The sequence below is a fragment of the Duganella levis genome, from assembly GCF_009857605.1.
Classification (GTDB): Bacteria; Pseudomonadota; Gammaproteobacteria; order Burkholderiales; family Burkholderiaceae_D; genus Rugamonas; species Rugamonas levis.
On sequence record NZ_WWCT01000002.1, the window covers coordinates 275,984 to 294,915 of the forward strand.

23 protein-coding genes are annotated in these 18,932 nt (G+C 60.5%); 19 read left to right on the forward strand and 4 right to left on the reverse strand.

Annotation, left to right across the window (positions count from 1 at the left end):
• Positions 1-259 precede the first annotated feature (259 nt).
• The 4 genes from GTP69_RS04235 to GTP69_RS04250 all read left to right on the forward strand — a co-directional run bounded on the left by GTP69_RS04235 (position 260) and on the right by GTP69_RS04250 (position 3,822).
• On the forward strand, positions 260-1,999 hold the full coding sequence (locus GTP69_RS04235; protein ID WP_161053701.1) for an acetolactate synthase 3 catalytic subunit: 1,740 nt from the start codon (positions 260-262) through the stop codon (positions 1,997-1,999).
• A 1-nt stretch (position 2,000) separates the two neighbouring features.
• Positions 2,001-2,492 (forward strand): acetolactate synthase small subunit, encoded by a 492-nt coding sequence (ilvN, locus tag GTP69_RS04240; protein WP_110849007.1) that lies wholly within the window; start codon positions 2,001-2,003, stop codon positions 2,490-2,492.
• Positions 2,493-2,534: 42 nt separating this feature from the next.
• A complete protein-coding gene (gene ilvC / locus GTP69_RS04245; RefSeq protein ID WP_110849006.1) occupies positions 2,535-3,551 on the forward strand; it encodes a ketol-acid reductoisomerase in 1,017 nt (338 codons plus the stop codon).
• Positions 3,552-3,612: 61 nt separating this feature from the next.
• Positions 3,613-3,822 (forward strand): DUF6434 domain-containing protein, encoded by a 210-nt coding sequence (locus GTP69_RS04250; RefSeq protein WP_161053702.1) that lies wholly within the window; start codon positions 3,613-3,615, stop codon positions 3,820-3,822.
• Between the two features lie 7 nt (positions 3,823-3,829).
• On the opposite strand, the gene GTP69_RS04255 is transcribed toward GTP69_RS04250, so the two are convergent.
• Complete coding sequence (locus tag GTP69_RS04255; RefSeq protein ID WP_161053703.1) at positions 3,830-4,081, reverse strand: hypothetical protein; 252 nt, start codon at positions 4,079-4,081, stop codon at positions 3,830-3,832.
• A 149-nt stretch (positions 4,082-4,230) separates the two neighbouring features.
• Between GTP69_RS04255 and GTP69_RS04260 the strand changes: the two genes are divergently transcribed.
• The 9 genes from GTP69_RS04260 to GTP69_RS04300 all read left to right on the forward strand — a co-directional run bounded on the left by GTP69_RS04260 (position 4,231) and on the right by GTP69_RS04300 (position 11,564).
• Positions 4,231-4,992: an SIMPL domain-containing protein gene (locus GTP69_RS04260; protein ID WP_161053704.1), complete on the forward strand. Its 762-nt coding sequence runs from the start codon at positions 4,231-4,233 to the stop codon at positions 4,990-4,992.
• A 57-nt stretch (positions 4,993-5,049) separates the two neighbouring features.
• On the forward strand, positions 5,050-5,799 hold the full coding sequence (locus tag GTP69_RS04265) for an SIMPL domain-containing protein (protein ID WP_161053705.1): 750 nt from the start codon (positions 5,050-5,052) through the stop codon (positions 5,797-5,799).
• A 98-nt stretch (positions 5,800-5,897) separates the two neighbouring features.
• On the forward strand, positions 5,898-6,767 hold the full coding sequence (gene pssA / locus GTP69_RS04270) for a CDP-diacylglycerol--serine O-phosphatidyltransferase (protein ID WP_161053706.1): 870 nt from the start codon (positions 5,898-5,900) through the stop codon (positions 6,765-6,767).
• A gap of 58 nt (positions 6,768-6,825) precedes the next feature.
• Positions 6,826-8,373 carry a 2-isopropylmalate synthase gene (locus GTP69_RS04275; protein ID WP_161053707.1) on the forward strand — a complete coding sequence of 516 codons (1,548 nt, stop codon included), beginning with the start codon at positions 6,826-6,828 and terminating at the stop codon, positions 8,371-8,373.
• Positions 8,370-9,293 (forward strand): sugar kinase, encoded by a 924-nt coding sequence (locus GTP69_RS04280; protein WP_161053708.1) that lies wholly within the window; start codon positions 8,370-8,372, stop codon positions 9,291-9,293. Before GTP69_RS04275 ends, GTP69_RS04280 begins: the two co-directional genes overlap by 4 nt.
• 69 nt (positions 9,294-9,362) lie before the next feature.
• Positions 9,363-9,671: an NIPSNAP family protein gene (locus GTP69_RS04285; protein WP_161053709.1), complete on the forward strand. Its 309-nt coding sequence runs from the start codon at positions 9,363-9,365 to the stop codon at positions 9,669-9,671.
• Positions 9,668-10,564 carry an alpha/beta hydrolase gene (locus GTP69_RS04290; RefSeq protein WP_161053710.1) on the forward strand — a complete coding sequence of 299 codons (897 nt, stop codon included), beginning with the start codon at positions 9,668-9,670 and terminating at the stop codon, positions 10,562-10,564. Before GTP69_RS04285 ends, GTP69_RS04290 begins: the two co-directional genes overlap by 4 nt.
• Positions 10,561-10,893 carry an antibiotic biosynthesis monooxygenase family protein gene (locus tag GTP69_RS04295; RefSeq protein ID WP_161053711.1) on the forward strand — a complete coding sequence of 111 codons (333 nt, stop codon included), beginning with the start codon at positions 10,561-10,563 and terminating at the stop codon, positions 10,891-10,893. Before GTP69_RS04290 ends, GTP69_RS04295 begins: the two co-directional genes overlap by 4 nt.
• Positions 10,890-11,564, forward strand: a complete 675-nt coding sequence (locus tag GTP69_RS04300) for an ArsR/SmtB family transcription factor (protein WP_161053712.1) — start codon at positions 10,890-10,892, stop codon at positions 11,562-11,564. Before GTP69_RS04295 ends, GTP69_RS04300 begins: the two co-directional genes overlap by 4 nt.
• A gap of 16 nt (positions 11,565-11,580) precedes the next feature.
• Here GTP69_RS04300 and GTP69_RS04305 read toward each other — a convergent pair whose 3' ends face one another.
• From GTP69_RS04305 to GTP69_RS04315, 3 genes are all read right to left on the reverse strand, one after another.
• Positions 11,581-12,000, reverse strand: coding sequence for an energy transducer TonB (locus GTP69_RS04305; protein WP_161053713.1), 420 nt, complete (start codon positions 11,998-12,000; stop codon positions 11,581-11,583).
• A 47-nt stretch (positions 12,001-12,047) separates the two neighbouring features.
• Positions 12,048-12,860, reverse strand: a complete 813-nt coding sequence (locus GTP69_RS04310) for a hypothetical protein (RefSeq protein WP_161053714.1) — start codon at positions 12,858-12,860, stop codon at positions 12,048-12,050.
• A 96-nt stretch (positions 12,861-12,956) separates the two neighbouring features.
• Positions 12,957-13,442 (reverse strand): hypothetical protein, encoded by a 486-nt coding sequence (locus GTP69_RS04315; protein ID WP_161053715.1) that lies wholly within the window; start codon positions 13,440-13,442, stop codon positions 12,957-12,959.
• 145 nt (positions 13,443-13,587) lie between these two features.
• On the opposite strand from GTP69_RS04315, the gene rpsO reads away from it, so the two are divergent.
• From rpsO to GTP69_RS04345, 6 genes are all read left to right on the forward strand, one after another.
• Positions 13,588-13,857 carry a 30S ribosomal protein S15 gene (gene rpsO, locus GTP69_RS04320; protein ID WP_026637007.1) on the forward strand — a complete coding sequence of 90 codons (270 nt, stop codon included), beginning with the start codon at positions 13,588-13,590 and terminating at the stop codon, positions 13,855-13,857.
• Positions 13,858-14,048: 191 nt separating this feature from the next.
• Entirely contained in the window at positions 14,049-16,169 is a 2,121-nt protein-coding gene (pnp, locus tag GTP69_RS04325) for a polyribonucleotide nucleotidyltransferase (protein ID WP_110848989.1), read from the forward strand.
• A 477-nt stretch (positions 16,170-16,646) separates the two neighbouring features.
• Positions 16,647-17,159: an SEL1-like repeat protein gene (locus GTP69_RS04330; RefSeq protein ID WP_161053716.1), complete on the forward strand. Its 513-nt coding sequence runs from the start codon at positions 16,647-16,649 to the stop codon at positions 17,157-17,159.
• Positions 17,160-17,217: 58 nt separating this feature from the next.
• Positions 17,218-17,556, forward strand: coding sequence for a DUF4440 domain-containing protein (locus tag GTP69_RS04335; protein ID WP_161053717.1), 339 nt, complete (start codon positions 17,218-17,220; stop codon positions 17,554-17,556).
• Positions 17,549-18,046 carry a hypothetical protein gene (locus tag GTP69_RS04340; RefSeq protein WP_161053718.1) on the forward strand — a complete coding sequence of 166 codons (498 nt, stop codon included), beginning with the start codon at positions 17,549-17,551 and terminating at the stop codon, positions 18,044-18,046. Before GTP69_RS04335 ends, GTP69_RS04340 begins: the two co-directional genes overlap by 8 nt.
• A 489-nt stretch (positions 18,047-18,535) precedes the next feature.
• Positions 18,536-18,877 carry a YciI family protein gene (locus GTP69_RS04345; RefSeq protein WP_161053719.1) on the forward strand — a complete coding sequence of 114 codons (342 nt, stop codon included), beginning with the start codon at positions 18,536-18,538 and terminating at the stop codon, positions 18,875-18,877.
• Positions 18,878-18,932 lie beyond the last annotated feature (55 nt).

Sequence of the window (18,932 nt, forward strand, 5' to 3'; positions counted from 1 at the left end):
GCAACGACACGACGCGCTTTCATATGTAGGCAGTTTGCTCTCGCCCGTACCACAAGTACGAGAGGTACGCATAACCACTACGGAAAACCCGGCCAAACGAGAGTTTGCGCTAGCACCGCTTTGCACGTCACTACGGTTGACGGAAGAGGCAGTGCGACCGCATAAGTAAAGGGACGCTGGGCAGAGCTGTAGCGGTATTTGTACTTCGTCAGGACAGAGCATCCGATCAATCTCCTATGGACCTTGAAAGGAATGTTTCATGAATACCGAAGCATCTTCATTTAGCAGCAATCAATTGACTGGCGCAGAAATACTGGTGCGCTGCCTGGCGGAAGAGGGCGTGGAACACGTCTTTGGCTATCCGGGTGGAGCCGTCCTGTACATCTACGACGCCATCTTCAAGCAAGACAAATTCCAACACGTTCTGGTACGCCACGAGCAGGCTGCGGTGCATGCCGCCGATGCTTATTCGCGCTCGTCGAACAAGGTCGGTGTTGCACTGGTTACGTCCGGTCCGGGTGTTACCAATGCGGTGACCGGTCTGTCCACTGCGTACATGGATTCCATCCCGATGGTGGTGATCTCCGGCCAGGTGCCGAGCCACGCGATCGGCCAGGATGCGTTCCAGGAATGCGACACGGTCGGTATTACCCGTCCGGTGGTCAAGCACAATTTCCTCGTCAAGGACGTCAAGGACTTGGCTGAGACCGTCAAGAAAGCCTTCTTCATCGCCCGCACCGGCCGTCCCGGCCCTGTGCTGGTCGATATTCCGAAGGATATCTCGATGCACAAAACGACGTTCTCGTACCCGAAAGAGGTCGAGATGCGTTCGTACAAGCCGGTCGACAAAGGTCACTCCGGCCAGATCCGCAAGGCAGTGCAACTGCTGCTGCAAGCCGAACGCCCAATGATCTACACCGGCGGCGGCGTGATCCTGGCCAGTGCGGCGCCGGAACTGAACAAGCTGGTGGACAAGCTCGGCTTCCCGGTCACCAACACGCTGATGGGCCTGGGCGCGTATAAAGCGTCGAGCGAAAACTTCGTCGGCATGCCAGGGATGCACGGCACCTACGAAGCCAATATGGCCATGCAGCACTGCGACGTGCTGATCGCCATCGGCGCCCGTTTCGACGACCGCGTGATCGGCAACCCGAAACACTTCGCCTCCCATCCGCGCAAGATCATCCACGTGGACATCGATCCATCGTCGATTTCCAAGCGCGTGAAAGTGGATATTCCTATCGTCGGCAACGTCAAGGACGTGCTGATCGAGTTCCTGGCGCAGCTGGACGCGTCGGACGCCAAGCCTAACCAGCCTGCGCTCAAGAACTGGTGGAAGCAGATCCAGGAATGGCGCGGCAAGGACTGCCTGAAGTTCGCCACCTCCGACCTGGTGATCAAGCCGCAATCGGTGGTGCAGAAGCTGTGGGAAGTGACCAAAGGCGACGCCTTCATCACCTCCGACGTCGGCCAGCACCAGATGTGGGCCGCACAGTACTACCCGTTCGACAAGCCTAAGCGCTGGGTCAACTCGGGCGGTCTGGGCACCATGGGGGTCGGCCTGCCGTACGCCATGGGCGTGCAGATGGCCAATCCGGACGCCACAGTTGCCTGCATCACCGGCGAAGGTTCGATCCAGATGTGCATCCAGGAACTGGCTACCTGCAAGCAGTACCACCTGACGCCGAAGATCATCATGCTGAACAACCGCTTCTTGGGCATGGTCCGCCAGTGGCAGCAGATCGACTACGGTTCGCGCTACTCCGAGTCCTACATGGATTCGCTGCCGAATTTCGAGAAGCTGGCGGAGGCCTACGGCCACGTCGGCATGCGCATCGAGAAACCGGGCGACGTCGACGGCGCACTGCGCGACGCGTTTGCGATGAAGGACAAGCTGGTGTTCATGAACTTCATTACCGATCAATCGGAAAACGTCTGGCCGATGGTTAAAGCAGGCAAGGGTCTGTCCGAAATGCTGCTGGGTTCGGAGGATCTCTAACATGCGACACATTATCTCTGTATTGCTGGAAAACGAAGCCGGCGCGCTGTCCCGCGTGGTGGGCCTGTTCTCGGCCCGCGGCTACAACATCGAGACGCTGACCGTGGCGCCGACCGAAGACCCGACCTTGTCGCGGATGACCATCGTCACCTCCGGTTCGGATGACATCATCGAGCAGATCACCAAGCACCTGAACCGCCTGATCGAGGTGGTGAAGGTGGTGGACCTGACCGAAGGCCATCACATCGAACGCGAACTGATGCTGATCAAGGTGCGGGCGGTGGGCAAGGAGCGGGAAGAGATGAAGCGCACGGCGGACATTTTCCGCGGCCGCATCATCGACGTCACCGAAAAGAGCTACACGATTGAACTGACCGGCGCCAAGAGCAAGCTCGACGCGTTTATCGATTCGATCGACCGCGCCTCGATTCTTGAAACAGTCCGCACCGGCGGTTCCGGCATTGGACGCGGCGAACGCATCCTCAAAGTTTAAGCAGCACGCACCTCATACATAACGAATTTACTAGGAATGAACATGAAAGTTTTCTACGACAAAGACGCTGACCTCTCCCTGATCAAAGGCAAAAACGTGGCCATCATCGGCTACGGCTCGCAGGGCCATGCGCACGCACAAAACCTGAGCGACTCCGGTGTCAACGTCACCGTTGGCCTGCGCAAAGGCGGCGCTTCGTGGACCAAGGTTGAGAAAGCCGGCCTGAAAGTCGCTGAAGTGAACGAGGCCGTCAAAGCTGCCGACGTCATCATGATCCTGCTGCCGGACGAGAACATCGCCCAGGTTTACAACGAAAACGTCGCGCCGAACGCCAAGCAAGGCGCGGTACTGGCCTTCGCCCACGGCTTCAACGTGCACTACGGTCAAGTCGTGCCACGCGCCGACCTGGACGTGATCATGGTCGCACCGAAAGCCCCAGGCCACACCGTGCGCGCGACCTACACCCAGGGCGGCGGCGTGCCACACCTGATCGCCGTGTACCAGGACAAATCGGGCGTGGCCCGTGACATCGCCCTGTCGTACGCTTCGGCGAATGGCGGCGGCAAGGCCGGCATCATCGAAACCAACTTCCGCGAAGAAACCGAAACCGATCTGTTCGGCGAACAAGCCGTGCTGTGCGGTGGTGCGGTCGAGCTGATCAAAGCCGGCTTCGAAACCCTGACCGAAGCGGGCTACGCGCCGGAAATGGCGTACTTCGAGTGCCTGCACGAACTGAAACTGATCGTCGACCTGATCTACGAAGGCGGCATCGCCAACATGAACTACTCGATCTCGAACAACGCCGAATACGGCGAGTACGTGACCGGCCCGAAAGTCGTGACCTCGGCGACCAAAGATGCCATGCGTCAGTGCCTGAAAGACATCCAGACCGGTGAATACGCCAAGTCCTTCATCCTGGAAAACAAAGCTGGTGCACCGACCCTGATCTCGCGTCGTCGTCTGACCGCCGAGCACCAGATCGAAGAAGTCGGCGCCAAACTGCGCGCCATGATGCCTTGGATCGCCAAAAACAAAATGGTCGACCAGTCGAAGAACTAATCGACTTCCGCTCCAACAAAAAGCCGGCTCATGCCGGCTTTTTTTACGTTATGCTGGTGCTATGACAACATTCGACTGGCACGGCGGCGCCATCTCGCGCGCGACGGTGGTGGACGCCACCTACAAAAACACCCAGAACGTGCGCCGTTTCCTGACCGGGCAGTGCGGCCCCGACTTCAAGTTCGACCGCGACCTGATGGCGTGGATACGCAGCGGCGCCGCCCACACCATTGGCGACATCGCCGACGAATGGCAGCGCCGGCGGGGCTGAGTAGTCGTCAGCGCGCCAAAGCGAACCACAGCAGGAGCGCACTCCACAGTGTCAACCCGCCGACCAGCGAAGCGCCGCCGGTAGAGATCAGCATCTGGCCGGTTTTCTCGTCATAGGTCACTAGCTTGGGCCTGAAGAACTGCTTGGTATGGATCGCCCGCGCCCGGCCCAGCGAGATGATGGGGATGACCACGCGCCCGATGGCGTACAAGATGACTTCCATTAACAGGTAGAACGCAAACTCGATCACGATCGCCATAGCACGGCCCTCCGTCATTAATCTCTCATCATAGCAACCCGATAATTAGAAAATACTTAATTTGTTACAAACACTCACCATGTCTTACAGGTGTGCTTTGTAAATTCATGTACAGTGCGGCTTGTCGTAATCCCAACTTTGGAGCCGTAATGAACCTGATGAAAAAACTTGCCGCCGCTGCCGCCGTGTCCTTCGCGCTGGGCGCGCACGCCGCTCCGACTGATGCCCTGCCAACCACCGGCACGCTGGTGGTGGTGCCGGCTTATGGCGAAGTCAAACACGCCAACGACCAGGCCATCGTGATGCTGGCGATTGAGGAAACCGACAAGGACAAGGCCGCCGCCGCCTCGCGCGTCAACACCAAGATGAAGCAGGGCCTGGAGATCGTCAAGAAAGAAGATCCGCAAGCCAGCCTGAAAACCCAAGGCTATTACACCTATCCGGTCTACCCGGACGAAATCGTGCTGGCCAACGGCCGCCCGGCCAAGCAGCCGCGCGTGCCGGTGTCGTGGCGCGTGGGCCAGTACCTGGAAGTCACCACCACCAGCCTGGACAAACTGCCGAAAACCGTCGCCGCCGCGCAGAAGATCCTAACGCTCAACAGCATCAACTTCGGCCTGACCTCGGACACCACCAAGAAGCTGGATGACCAGCGCATCGCCGCCACCTACAAAAACCTGAACGAGCGCATCGCCTCGATCGCCAACGCCATGGGCCGCAAGGTCGGCGACGCCGTGCTCGATACGGTCGACTTTGAAGGCTCAGGCAATTACACGGAGTCCCGCGCTGCTGCGGCGCCGATGATGATGCGCATGAAGTCCGCCGACACTGCCGACGTGGCCGAACCAAGCTTCGAGCCGGGTGAGACCACCTTGCAGATGCAACTTGTGGGCAAAGTTCGCTTCAAATAAGCGTCTCGCGGCAACACATGAGGTAAAGTTGGCTTTTTATTCAGTTTGGAGCTTGCAATGAAATACCTCGTTGTCGCCGCCATGACGGCGTGTGTGATTGCCGCGCACGCCGCTCCGCTGGAAACCTTGCCGACCGCCGGCACGCTGGTGGTGGTGCCTGCCATTGGCGAAGTCACCCACGTCAATGACCAGGCCACCGCCACGCTGTCGGTCGAGGAAAACGACAAGGACAAAGCCGCGGCCGCCTCACGCGTCAACCAGAAGATGAAGCAGGGCGTGGAGCTGCTGAAGAAAGCCGATCCGCAAGCCATCCTGAAAACCCAGAACTACTACACCTACCCGGTCTATCCGGAAGAAGTGCAGGCGCCACCGGGCCAGCCGCGCAAGCCGCGCGTGCCGACTTCCTGGCGCGTCGGCCAGTCGGTGCAACTGGTGACGACCAACCTCGACAGCCTGCCGAAAACCGTGGCCGCCGCGCAAAGCGTATTGAGCCTTAACCAGCTGCGCTTCGGCCTGTCGCCGGCCACCAGCAAAAAGCTGGATGACCAGCGGATTGCCGCCACCTATCTCAACTTGAATGAGCGCGTCACTTCCATCGCCGCCGCCATGGGCCGCAAGGTCAGCGACGCCGCGCTCGATACAGTGGATTTTGAAGGCTCCGGCAATTATCCCGAGCGGGTCCAGATCACCGGCTCCAGCGTGGCAGCGTTTGCCCGCGCCGCTGCGGAGCCGGTGACGGAGCCGAGCTTCGAACCGGGCGAAACCACGCTGACGATGCGGCTGGTGGGCAAAGTGCGCTTCAAATAAGCAAACTTGGGCAGAATAGGGGATGGCGCGCCATCCCCTTTTTTATAGTCGGCTCCTCTATAATGATGGCGCACACACGATAACCAGAACGGATCACCATGCCCAATTTCCCCCGCCGCCGCGCCAAGAACGCGGCCATCGCCAAACTGCCCAAAACGTCCCGTTTCAGCCGTTTTGCGCGTCGCGCCCGCGGAGAGGATCTTGACCGGCCGCGCCATCGCGGCATTTACCTGCTGCCGAACGCCTTCACCACGGCGGCGCTGTTCTGCGGCTTCTACGCCATCGTCATGGCGATGAACCAGAAATTCGAGCACGCCGCCTGGGCCATCTTCATCGCCATGGTGCTGGACGGCCTGGATGGCCGCGTCGCCCGCCTGACCAACACGCAGAGTGAATTCGGCGCGCAGTACGACTCGCTGTCGGACATGGTGTCCTTTGGCGCCGCACCGGCGCTGGTGATGTACGAATGGTCGCTGCGCGGCCTGGGCAAGCTGGGTTGGATCGCGGCGTTTGTCTACTGCGCTGGCGCCGCCTTGCGCCTGGCGCGTTTCAATACCAATATCGAAGTGGTGGACAAGCGCTACTTCCAGGGCATGCCGTCGCCATCTGCCGCCGCGTTGATTGCCGGCTTTATCCTGATGATGCTGGACCTCGACGTCTCCGGGCTGGAAATGGCCTGGATCTCGTGGGGCATTGCCTTGTTTGCCGGCCTGACGATGGTCAGCAACGTGCCGTTCTACAGTTTCAAGGATGTGAACTTCCGCAAGCCGGTGCCGTTTATCGGCGTGTTCCTGATCGCGCTGGGACTGGCGCTGATCGCCATCAAGCCGGCGGCCACCTTGTGGCCTCTGTTTGCGATCTACGGCATTTCGGGCTATGTCGTCGCCGCCTGGCGCGCGGCCAAGGGCAAAAAGGTCAGCCTGATCCAGACCGACATGCACAGCGACGATCCGAGCGAACGACGCTAAACACCGGGCGGTAGGCCCTGAGAAGATTAAGCAACGAAGCATTAGCCACGGAGCGATCATGAACAACTCATCCAACCGCCTCATCATCTTCGACACCACGCTGCGCGACGGCGAGCAATCGCCTGGCGCCTCCATGACGAAGGACGAAAAAGTCCGCATCGCCAAGCAGCTGGAGCGCCTGCGCGTGGATGTCATCGAAGCCGGCTTCGCGGCCGCCTCGCCGGGCGACTTCGAATCCATCAAGGCGATTGCCACGGTGGTGCGCGAATCGACCATCTGCTCGCTGTCGCGCGCCAATGACCGCGATATCGCCCGCGCCGCCGAAGCGCTGGCGCCGGCCGAGCGCAAACGCATCCACACTTTTATCGCCACCTCCAAGCTGCACATGGAGGCCAAGCTGCGCATGCTGCCAGAGCAGGTGCTGACGCAAGCCTGCAACGCAGTGCGCTTCGCCCGCCAGTTCACCGACGATATCGAATTCAGTCCGGAAGACGGCAGCCGCTCGGACGAGGACTTCCTGTGCCGCGTGCTGGAAGGCGTGATCGCCGAAGGCGCGACCACCATCAACTTCCCGGACACGGTGGGCTACGCGGTGCCGGAGATTTTCGGCGAGACCATCCGCCGCCTGCGCGAACGCATCCCCAACTCCGACAAGGCCGTGTGGTCGGTGCACTGCCATAACGACCTTGGACTGGCGGTGGCCAATTCGCTCGCCGGTGTGATGATCGGCGGCGCGCGCCAGGTCGAGTGCACCATCAATGGCCTCGGCGAACGCGCCGGCAACACCGCGCTGGAAGAAGTGGTGATGGCGCTGCGCACGCGCGGCGGCTACTACAACCTGGAATGCGGCATCGACACCACGCAGATTGTGGCGGCGTCCAAGATGGTGTCGCAGATTACCGGCTTTGCGGTGCAGCCCAACAAGGCGGTGGTGGGCGCGAACGCGTTTGCGCACGCTTCCGGCATCCACCAGGACGGCATGCTGAAGTCGCGCGAGACCTACGAGATCATGCGCGCCGAAGACGTCGGCTGGGCTGCGACCAAGATCGTGCTGGGCAAGCTGTCCGGCCGCAACGCCTTCAAGCAGCGCTTGCAGGGACTGGGCATCGATCTGGAATCGGAGACCGAAGTCAATGCGGCGTTCGCGCGCTTCAAGGAACTGGCCGACCGCAAGGCCGAGATTTTTGACGAGGACATCCTGGCGCTGGTGTCGGACGAGCAGCAGTCGCAGGAGAGCGAGTTCTATCGCTTCGTCTCGCTGGAGCAGCGCTCGGCCAGCGGCGAAACGCCGGCGGCTAAAATCGTGTTCGTCATCGACGGCGAAGAACACGTCAGCGAAGGCCGTGGCGATGGCCCGGTCGACGCCACCGTCAACGCCATCGAGGGTGAAGTCGGCAGCGGGGCGGAGCTGGTGCTGTTCTCGGTGAACGCCATCAGCACCGGCACGCAATCGCAGGGCGAGGTGACGATGCGCTTGTCGAAGGAAGGCCGCATCGTCAACGGCGTCGGCGCGGACCCGGACATCATCGTGGCTTCGGCCAAGGCCTACCTGTCGGCGCTGAACAAACTGCATTCGAAAATTGAAAGAGTCAATCCGCAACCATGAGTGAGCAATTTGATGTGGTGGCGCTGGGCGAGGCCATGGTGGAGTTCAACCAGGCCAACGCCAGCGAACCGTTGTACCGTCAGGGTTTTGGCGGCGATACCTCCAACGCAGTCATCGCCGCCAGCCGCCAGGGCGCGCGCGTGGCCTACCTGAGCTGCGTAGGCGAAGACCATTTCGGCCGCATGCTGCTGGACCTGTGGCAGGCCGAGGGCGTGGACGTCAGCACGGTGGCGCGCGATGCGCAGGCGCCGACCGGCCTGTATTTCGTCAACCATGGACCACAAGGGCACAGCTTCAGCTATCTGCGCGCAGGATCGGCGGCCAGCCGCATGCAGCCGCAGACCATGGACCTGAGTGCGGCAGGGCGTACGCGCTGGCTGCATGTCTCCGGCATCTCGCAGGCGATATCGGCCAGCGCTTGCGACACCGTGTTTGCCGCCATCGAAACCGCGCGCGCGGCGAACGGTAAGGTGAGTTTCGATCCCAATCTGCGCCTGTCCTTGTGGCCATTGGCGCGCGCCCGCGCAACCATTTGCGCGACGATTGCGATGACCGATCTGTTTCTGCCTAGTCTGGACGAAGCGGTGGCGCTGGCCGGCACCGACGATGTGCCGGCGATCTTCGCCTGGGCCCGCGCGCATGGCGCCCACACGGTGGTGCTGAAAAGCGGCCCGGCCGGCGCATGGTATGCGGAGCAGGGCGCCGAACCGCAACTGGCCGCCGCCCGCGCGGTGCTGGCGGTGGATGCTACCGGCGCCGGCGACTGCTTCGATGGCAGCTTGCTGGCACGTCTCGCGGCCGGTGACTCGCTGGCCGACGCGGTGCGCTACGCGAATGCCGCCGCCGGCCTTTCTACGCTGGGCCAAGGCGCGGTGGCGCCGATTCCGACCGCCGCGCAAGTCCGCGCCGCATTGGGCTGATACTTCGCTCCGCGCCGAAGCATTTGCGCGGCTAGGTGACTATCCTGATGTTTTCAACAGGAGGTTCACATGGCTGTCACTTGTTTCATCCGTTACGAGATCGATCCCTTCCAGCGCGATGCGTTTCGTCAGTATGCCGAAAACTGGAACCGCATCATTCCGCGCCTGGGCGGCCGGCTGTTGGGCTACTTCCTGCCGCTGGAAGGCACCAATTACGAGGCGTGGGGCCTGGTCGGCTTTGACTCGCTGGCAGAGTACGAAGCGTACCGCGCCCGCTTGCGCGAGGACGCCGAGGCCAAGGATAATTTCGCCTTTGCGCAGCAACAGCGCTTCATCCTGCGCGAGGAGCGCACCTTTCTGTCAAAGGTAACGTCGTGATCCGCCTGGAGGCCGCCGGTGAGCCTACGCTGGCGCTGTATCACCAGCTTTCGCCAGCGGACAAGGGCGATGTGCTCTACGTCCACGGCTCGACGTTTGGCGCCGATCTGTCGGTGCGTTACCAGCTGGATGGGCGTTCATGGGCCGATACGCTGTGCGATGCAGGCTTCAACGTGTGGTCGTTTGACTTCGCCGGCTATGGCGCCTCGGATCGTTATCCGGTGGACGCTGCGCATCCTGTCGGCGACATCGCGCAAGTGCTGCCGCAATTACAGCGCGTGATCGCCGCCATCCGTTCCCGCAACCACGGTCGCCGCGTGAGCCTGTTGGCGCATTCGTGGGGCGGTACAGTGGCGCTGCACTACGCTTCCACCCACGCGGACAATCTGGCGTCACTGGCACTATTCGCACCGATTCTGGCGCGCGATGCCGTCGCAATGCCGCCAGCACCAACATCGCCGCACTTTCTGCTGACGGCCTGGGCTCAATACCGTCGCTTCATTGAGGATGTTCCGGCTGGCGAGACGCAGCCGCTTTCGGAGCGCCACTTCCAGTTGTGGAGCGAAGCTTTTCTGGCCACCGATCCGGACGCCGGCCAGCGTACGCCGCCTGCCGTGCAATCACCGGCGGGCCCGCAGCGCGATGTGCGTGCGCTGCGCAGCGGCCAGGTGCTCTACGATGCCGCCGCCATCAAGGTCCCGACCTTGCTGGTGCGCGGTGAATGGGACCGGGCATGCAGCGCAGCCGATGCGGATTGCCTGTTGAGCAGCATCGCCGGCGCTGCCAAGACGAGCATCACCATTCCCAAGGCGACGCACTTGATGCATCTGGAGTCGTCCCGTGGCCTGCTTTACAATGCCGTCAACGATTTCTTATCCGGAGCTGTCGCATGATCGCGGTGATTTTTGAGGTGACGCCCAGTGCCGATGGTCGCGCGGAGTATCTGCAGCGCGCGGCCCAGCTGGCGCCTTTGCTGGCTGGTGTGGACGGCTTCATTTCTGTCGAGCGGTTCAGCAGCTTGGCGCAGCCGGGCAAGCTGCTGTCGCTGTCCTTCTGGCGCGACGAGGCGGCGGTACAGGCATGGCGCAGTCAGGAAGAACATCGCGCCGCGCAGGAAGCAGGGCGTGGCGGTGTGTTCGACAGCTACCGCTTGCGTGTCGCCTCGGTGATGCGCGACTACGGCATGCACGACCGCGCGCAAGCGCCGGCTGGCACGCCATGACGCTGGCGCAGCCGCGCTTTACGCGCGTCGCCGCCGCCATCGGCGATCCGACGCGGGCGCTGATGCTATCGCGGCTGCTGGACGGCCGCTTCTATACGGCCACCGAACTGGCGCAGCATGCCGGCGTGGCTGCGCCAACCGCCTCCCAGCATCTGCGGCTGTTGGTCGATGAAGGACTGGCCCGCGTGCGCGCGCAGGGACGCCATCGCTATTACATGCTCGCCGACGGCAATGTGGCGCACGTACTGGAAGCGCTGCTGCGGGTGGCCGATGGCGCGCTGCCGGAATCCACGCGCTGGAAAGCGCCATCCATGCACGGCCTGCGTCATGCGCGCAGCTGCTACGGCCACTTGGCGGGCGTGCTGGGCGTGGATCTGTGCCAATGCTTTGTTCAAAACGGCTGGGTAACCGGCGACGCCCACGACTACCCGCTGACTGAAGACGGCGCAGCGCACCTGCGCGGACAGGGCATCGTGCTGCAAGAAGCGCCGCGTCAGCTGTATGGCTGCGTCGACTGGTCCGAACGGCGCGACCACTTCGCCGGCCCGCTGGCAGTGGCGCTGCTGGATAACTTCCTAGAACGCGGCTGGCTGCGCCGCAGCGACGACAGCCGCGCGCTGACGGTCACCGCCAGCGGCAAGCAGTCACTGAATGATTGGCTGAAGCGCTGAACCAGCAGCGTTGCGATTATTCGCCGTTGCCGCGCTCATCACTTTTGCGCACCGCCGCCTGTGCGGCAGCCGTCTTCTGCGGCGATGGCCCTTCCAGCCGCCAGACATACTGCATCTGCGTCCAGCTTTCGACGGCTTGGCCATCATGCATGGCGGGTTTGAATTTACATTTGGAGAGGGAGTCTTTCGCCGCGCTGTCGAGTAACGGATAGCCGCTGGAGCGGACCACGCGGGTATCTTGCACGTTGCCATCGGCGCCGATCAGGAAAGCCAGTTGCACGGTGCCTTGCTGTTCCTTACGCAAGGATTCCTTGGGCCATTCCGGCCTGACGCACGTACTGAATTCCGCCGTAGCGTCGGTGGCCACCGGCGTTTGCGCCAACGCGGTCGTTAACAATGGAAACGCCGCGAGGAGCGCGGCGAGATATTTCGTCATGTTGACACCCTCCAGATAGAGGGTGTCAATTTAACATGTTTATTGATTTAGAAGCGAACTTTGACGTAAGCTGCCGGGCCGTTTAAGCGGACATTCAGGTCGGTGCTGTCGCGCTGACGGTTCAGGCTGATTTTGCTGGCGGTATATTCCGCCACCACACCCACCGATTTGACCGGGAACCATTCAACGCCGATGGCGCCGCCGTAGATGTGGCCCTGGATGCTGCCGCCGTTTTTCTTGATGCCGGAAGCGTCGGCGTAGACGCGGACGTTTTCCGAAATCGCATGGCGCCAGCCCAGTTCCAGCAATGGAGCCCAAGCGCTTTCTTTCTCTTCATACGCGCCGCTGCCGGACACGCCGTTCAGCACGCCGCTGGCGGTGCCTTTCAGGCTGGCTTGGTAGTAAGCCGCGCCGACGCCGACGCCGAACACGTCGTTGCCGCTGCCGATCCACCATTTATAGGCCAGATTGGCCAGGTCCAGCTTCAGCTTCGCGTCGAGTTTGCCGTTGCCGGTCAGCGGCAGGCCGTTGGCATTGGTGGTGCCGCTCAAGGTTGGGCTGTAGGTTTTGTCGTAGCGGTAATAGTCGAAGTCCAGGCCTTGTGAATCGCCCAGCAGCATCGACGCCTTCACGCGCGGCAGCGTCACGTGGTCGGTCTTGTAGGTGCCAGTGTCGATGCGGCCGTAGTTGGTGTCGCCTTCATAATTGATGCGCGGTTCGGTGTAGAAGGCGCCGACCGACAGGCTGGCGCGGTCCAGCGCCGGCGACGGATCAGCCCAGGCGATGGCGCTGACGGTGCTCAAGGCCATCAAGGTGGCAGCGTAAATGGCGTGGCGGGCAGGGGGCGTACGTAAGGACATGTGTTCTCCATGAGTTGCAATGTTGATGGGAAGATATTAGCAACCACAACCTGCAAATCACGTCGGCGCACGTCCCCAGTGCGCGTCGGAATGCTCCTACCTGCGCCGCACTTCGCGCTCCTCGTCCGGCCCGTTGACCATGGACTGCACCACGCCCTGGCGGTTGAACTCCACCGACATCATCGAATTCCACACATCCTGTTCTTTATAGCGGTACAGCCAGACGTCGCCATCCACGCTGGCATAATGCGTGACCTGGGTCGGCCGGCCGAAGATGCGCAGGATGCTGGCCTTGTCGTCCTTGCCCAGCTTGACGGTGCCAAACTTGGCGCTGGTCAGCACCTGTTCGTAGGACACCAGCCGGCCGTCGGCGCCGATGCGCGCCATCCAGGTGTATTGGCCCATCGGCCCGGTGGCGTATTCCAGCATGGTGTCGACGCCGTCGGCGTAGACATTGGTGGGCTGGCCGAGGCGGGCCTTGACTGCATCCAGCGGCGCGCCCGGCTGTGGCGGCGGCTCGCCGAAGTGGGCGCAGGCGCTGACGGCCAGCGCCAGAATTGTCAGAACAATAGCGTTTTTCATGTTTATCTCCTGAAAAAGCACCAAAAATAGCGCATGCGTGATTTTTTCCGTTATACTTCCGGGTCTGGTCTTTTCGGCCAGGCTTCATTGTAATCACGGTGTGCAGGGTTACGACTCCGCGCACCGCATGTTAAAGGTAAATATCATGACCGTAGAAAACATCAACAAAGCAGCGATCATCGCTGACAACGCCCGTGGCCAAAAAGACACCGGCTCGCCAGAAGTGCAAGTTGCACTGCTGACCGCACGTATCAACGAGCTGAACGGCCACTTCAAAGCCCACAGCAAAGATCACCACTCGCGTCGTGGTCTGATCATGATGGTTAACCGTCGTAAGAGCCTGCTGTCCTACCTGAAAAACAAGGACGCCACCCGTTATCGCGATCTGATCGCTAAACTGGGCCTGCGTAAGTAATTCTTGCGTCGTCCGGCTTAAATCAAAATGCCTGCGCCAGTTTGCTGTCGCGGGCATTTTGTCTTTCTGGACGTTAAAAAAATGCTAATTTGCAGCATGTAGTGAATGTAGTAAAGGTGGCCTCGCGGCTGCCTGTGGTGAGGTGAACGACAGCCCCTGAAAATCTGTCGGCAAATAGAAAGGGATTACCCATGTTTAATAAAGTTACGAAAACCTTCCAGTACGGTCAACACACCGTCACGCTGGAAACTGGCGAGATCGCTCGTCAGGCCTCCGGCGCGGTGATGGTGTCGATTGAAGACACCGTAGTGCTGGCTACCGTGGTGGCGCGCAAAGACGCGAAACCAGGCCAGGACTTCTTCCCGCTGACCGTCGACTACCTTGAGAAAACCTATGCTGCCGGTAAAATCCCGGGCGGTTTCTTCAAGCGTGAAGGTCGTCCTTCGGAAAAAGAAACGCTGACATCCCGCCTGATCGACCGTCCGATCCGTCCTCTGTTCCCAGAGGGCTACATGAATGAAGTGCAAGTCGTCATTCACGTGCTGTCGGTCAACCCAGAAATTGACCCGGACATCGCCGCGATGATCGGTGCTTCGGCCGCGCTGTGCGTGTCGGGCGTACCGTTCAACGGCCCAATCGGCGCCGCCCGCGTGGGTTACGCCAACGGCCAGTACATCCTGAACCCAACCGTCGAACAACTGAAAACCTCGCAGATGGATCTGGTGGTAGCCGGTACCGAGACCGCCGTGCTGATGGTGGAATCGGAAGCGCAGCAGCTGTCGGAAGAAATCATGCTGGGCGCCGTGGTCTTCGGCCACACCGAAATGAAGGCCGTGATCGACGCGATCCACGACCTGGTACGCGACGGCGGCAAGCCTGAGCAAGTCTGGACCGCGCCAGCGAAAAACGAAGCGCTGATCGGCCGCGTGGCCCATTTCGCCGAATCGAAAATCCGCGAAGCCTACCAGACCCGCGACAAGCAAGCCCGTACCGACAAGCTGCGCGCGATGTCGTCGCAAGTGGTGGCCGACCTGGCGGCAGAAGCTGCCGCTGCTGGGGCTGCTGCTCCGGACAACGTCGAAGTTGGCAACATCCTGTTCGACATGGAATCGAAAACCGTGCGTTCGCAGATCCTCGAAGGCGAACCACGCATCGACGGCCGCGACACCCGCACCGTGCGTCCAATCGCGATCCGCACCTCGGTGCTGCCGCGTACCCACGGCTCGGCCCTGTTCACCCGTGGCGAAACCCAGGCCCTGGTCGTAGCAACGCTGGGCACCGCCCGCGATTCGCAGAAGATCGACGCGCTGATGGGCGAGTACACCGATGACTTCATGCTGCACTACAACATGCCACCGTTCGCCACCGGCGAAACCGGCCGCGTCGGTACGCCGAAGCGCCGTGAGATCGGCCACGGCCGTCTGGCCAAGCGCGCGCTGATCGCTGCGCTGCCGTCGGCTGACGAGTTCAGCTACTCGGTGCGTCTGGTGTCGGAAATCACCGAATCGAACGGTTCGTCGTCGATGGCGTCGGTCTGCGGCGGCTGCCTGGCGCTGATGGATGCCGGCGTGCCGATGAAAGAGCACGTGGCTGGTATCGCCATGGGCCTGATCAAGGAAGGCGGCCGTTTCGCCGTGCTGTCCGACATTCTGGGTGACGAAGATCACCTGGGCGACATGGACTTCAAAGTCGCCGGTACCCGCAACGGTATCACCGCGCTGCAGATGGACATCAAGATCCAGGGCATCACCAAGGAAATCATGCAAGTGGCACTGGCACAAGCCAAAGAAGGCCGCGAGCACATCCTGGGCGAAATGCAAAAGGCCGTGCCGAGCGTGAAGACCGAACTGTCGGACTTCGCACCACGCCTGATCACCATCAAGATCAACCCGGAGAAGATCCGTGACGTGATCGGCAAGGGCGGCGCCGTGATCCGCGCGCTGACCGAAGAAACCGGCACCCAGATCGACATCAGCGACGAAGGCGTGGTCACCATCGCTTCCGTCGACGCTGCTGCCGGCCAAGAAGCCAAGCGCCGCATCGAAGAACTGACCGCCTCGGTCGAAGTAGGCAAGACCTACGACGGCGTAGTCCTGAAGCTGCTGGACTTCGGCGCGATCGTGCAAGTGATGCCAGGTAAAGATGGTCTGCTGCACATCTCGCAGATCGCCAACGAGCGTGTGAACGCCGTGGCCGATTACCTGAAAGAAGGCCAGGCAGTGCGCGTCAAGGTTCTGGAAACCGACGACCGCGGCCGCCTGAAACTGTCGATGAAAGCTGCTGCTGAAGAAGCTGCCGCTGCTGCACAGTAATCTCAGCCTAGGCTGATGTAGAGAACCGCCGGGTGCGCAAGCCCCGGCGGTTTTTTTATGGCTCTTTGATTTGACATCTGAAAGCGAAGCTGTGGAGCTGGGATTACGCACAGTGGTGCGCCTCAAACAGCAAGAGAAGCTACGCCAACTCCGAGGCAAGTTGGCTTGGGAGGGCAGCCTTGACGCTATCCGGTCTGACAAATGATTTTGGTGGACTCCAGTGTCTGGATTGATTTGCACTTTGCGATGACCTTATTTCCCTGATTTCCCTCATGTACGACGAGATATGCTAAATTGGCAATACATCAACGTGATTTGGCGCACGACCGATCTGGCTGATCCCGTCCGCTTAGTTTCCGAGTGAACAGGCGCGACGCCCGCTGTGGAATAGGCGGTCTTTGTCTTTCGATGCCTTTGTGGCAAGCTGTGGTTTAATTGTTTTAAATATATTTCTCTGGGTCACACGTTAGGCATCAAGTGCACAAATTCTTCATCGCCATTCTTATCGCTATCGTCGGTAGCGCATCGGCCGCAGCCGCTGCGCCATGCCAGGAGCCTAAACTGGAGTCGGTGCCAAGCACTCACACCGAATGCTACTTCTACAAAGGAACCAGTCATTTCCGTGCGGAGGAGTATTCCGCTGCCCTCAAGGAATGGCTTGTCATCGTGGACAAAGCCGATATTCCGATAGAGCTCGAACATTTCCGCGCAAGCGCTCAAAATAACATCGGCTTTCTTTACTACATGGGCTGGGGTGTGAAGCAGAGCTCGGAGATTGCTATCGCGTACTGGCTGCCCGCCGCGAAGGCTGGACACGACGAAGCTACCTACCATCTTTGCCATGCATATGCTGACGCGGGGAGCAAGCTTGCGCTGGGCTACTGTCGCGAAGCTCTTCGCCGCTATAACAGGACCGGGAGTACCGATAGCGAGGACAGCGAGGTCGTCGCTCAAATTCGCGAATACATATCGCGTCTGGAGGCACAGTGATGCCAGGCCAACCGGATGCGGACGCCGACGCAGCTTTACCGCGGGGTTTAATTTACCAATGAAGTCACTACTCTCTGAATTACGGGCGCTTGAAGTCGAGTTTCATCACCCCGGTGGTCGCTGCAATACGGATCGTCTGGGCAGAACCCACGATCGCGCCATCATTTTGAAGTACTTGTCCGAGCAGGAAAGTTCGCCGTCGGTGATATCGGACGATTTTGCCGTGAGCCAGCTGGCGCCGGATATTGGGCTGCTGACTTACCGCTCAGCCCATCGAAAAGAAGAAGGCAGCTTGGTAGACCACACCCTACGTTCTTCCGTATGGGGTCGCGTTGAGCCCCCATGGCAGTTGCGCTATCACCAAGGCACGCCGGCACGCGAGCTTTGGCATGCATAAACTCAATAATCGCTTCAACTATCTGCGCGGGATGGAGGCGCTGGCTGCCGTCGTGCTGCCGATTGTTTTCGTTCTGGATTGGCGCAAGTCGGCAACGGGCGTGCATTGGCCGCTTGGGCTGGCTGCGCTGCTTTCGGTGAGCTATTTGCTGGTGCAGGGAGCGCTGTATTGGCAGCTGAAGCACAGCGCCTCGTCAGCGTCGGCCTCATTGCCGGGCTATTTTGGTAGACTGTTCAACACATTCAAGGCATCCAATCTGGTGCTGTTTGGTGGCGTGGCGCTTGGTTTCGTTGTCCAGATCATGGACGACGGCTGGAACGCGCAACTGGCCTGGCCGTTCGGGATTTTCCTGTTCGCCGTGCTTGAACACATCAACTATTATCACTATCAGCTGATGTATGACACCTCCGCATCAGTGCGGTATGTGTTGCGCAATCGCCGCCTGCGCAAGGCTGCGCTGGGCGTCGACTTGAATCGACATGCTGGGTAACAGGAATCGCTATGCAGGCTTCATGTAAGTGTAAACAGCCCCCATTCTATTTTGGGGATTACGTGACCATTGAGAGTGGTGACGATCCACGCGGCGCCGAAGTATCCTTATCTACTTGCAAGCGTTGCGGCGTTGTGTGGCTGACGTATCTGATCGAAGACCCGCAGTACAGCCGTTCTGGGCGGTGGTGGCGCGTCGAGGTGAGCCCTGAGTTGAGGGGGCAAGTTTCTGCTGCGACGGCTAAAGAATTCATCGAGCGTCAGCCGGATGGATTCGCCGGCGGCAGTTTCTTTAATTCGTCTAGACATGCCATCGTGGCGCCTATCCATGTCGCATAAAGCCTTGTACATTATCTACACTGAACGCGAGATGCTGCTGTCGAAGGCTCGCTACTGTCACCATCTGCGGCGACACAGGTTGAGACGCTGCTTGCCAGCGAGAGCCTAAGCTGTGTGCTCACATTCAAATGATGTAGATGAAAGGAACGCTATGGCTAAATATCTGATTTCTTTCCCGAGTGCGGCGATGGTGGTGCCGCAAGATGAGTTGGAAGAAGTGGGGCATGCTGCGCGTGCCGTGATCGAAGAGACCAAGGCGGCCGGCGTTTACGTCTTCGCCGGCGGCATCAATGAAAGCGTGCCGCCGGTGCTGGTGTCGGCGGACGGCACGACGGAAGAGGGCGGCTATCCCTGGGCGCCGACGCTGAATGGCGGCTTCACCGTGCTCGAACTCCCATCGCGGGACGATGCCATTACCTGGGCGGCGCGCATCGCCAAGGCCTGCCGCTGTCGCCAGGAGCTACGCGTGTTTCAGTTTGATCCGCTATCCTGAGTACGCCGTTTTTAAAGCACGAACTGCACTTATTTCACACGCTCTGGTCTAATTC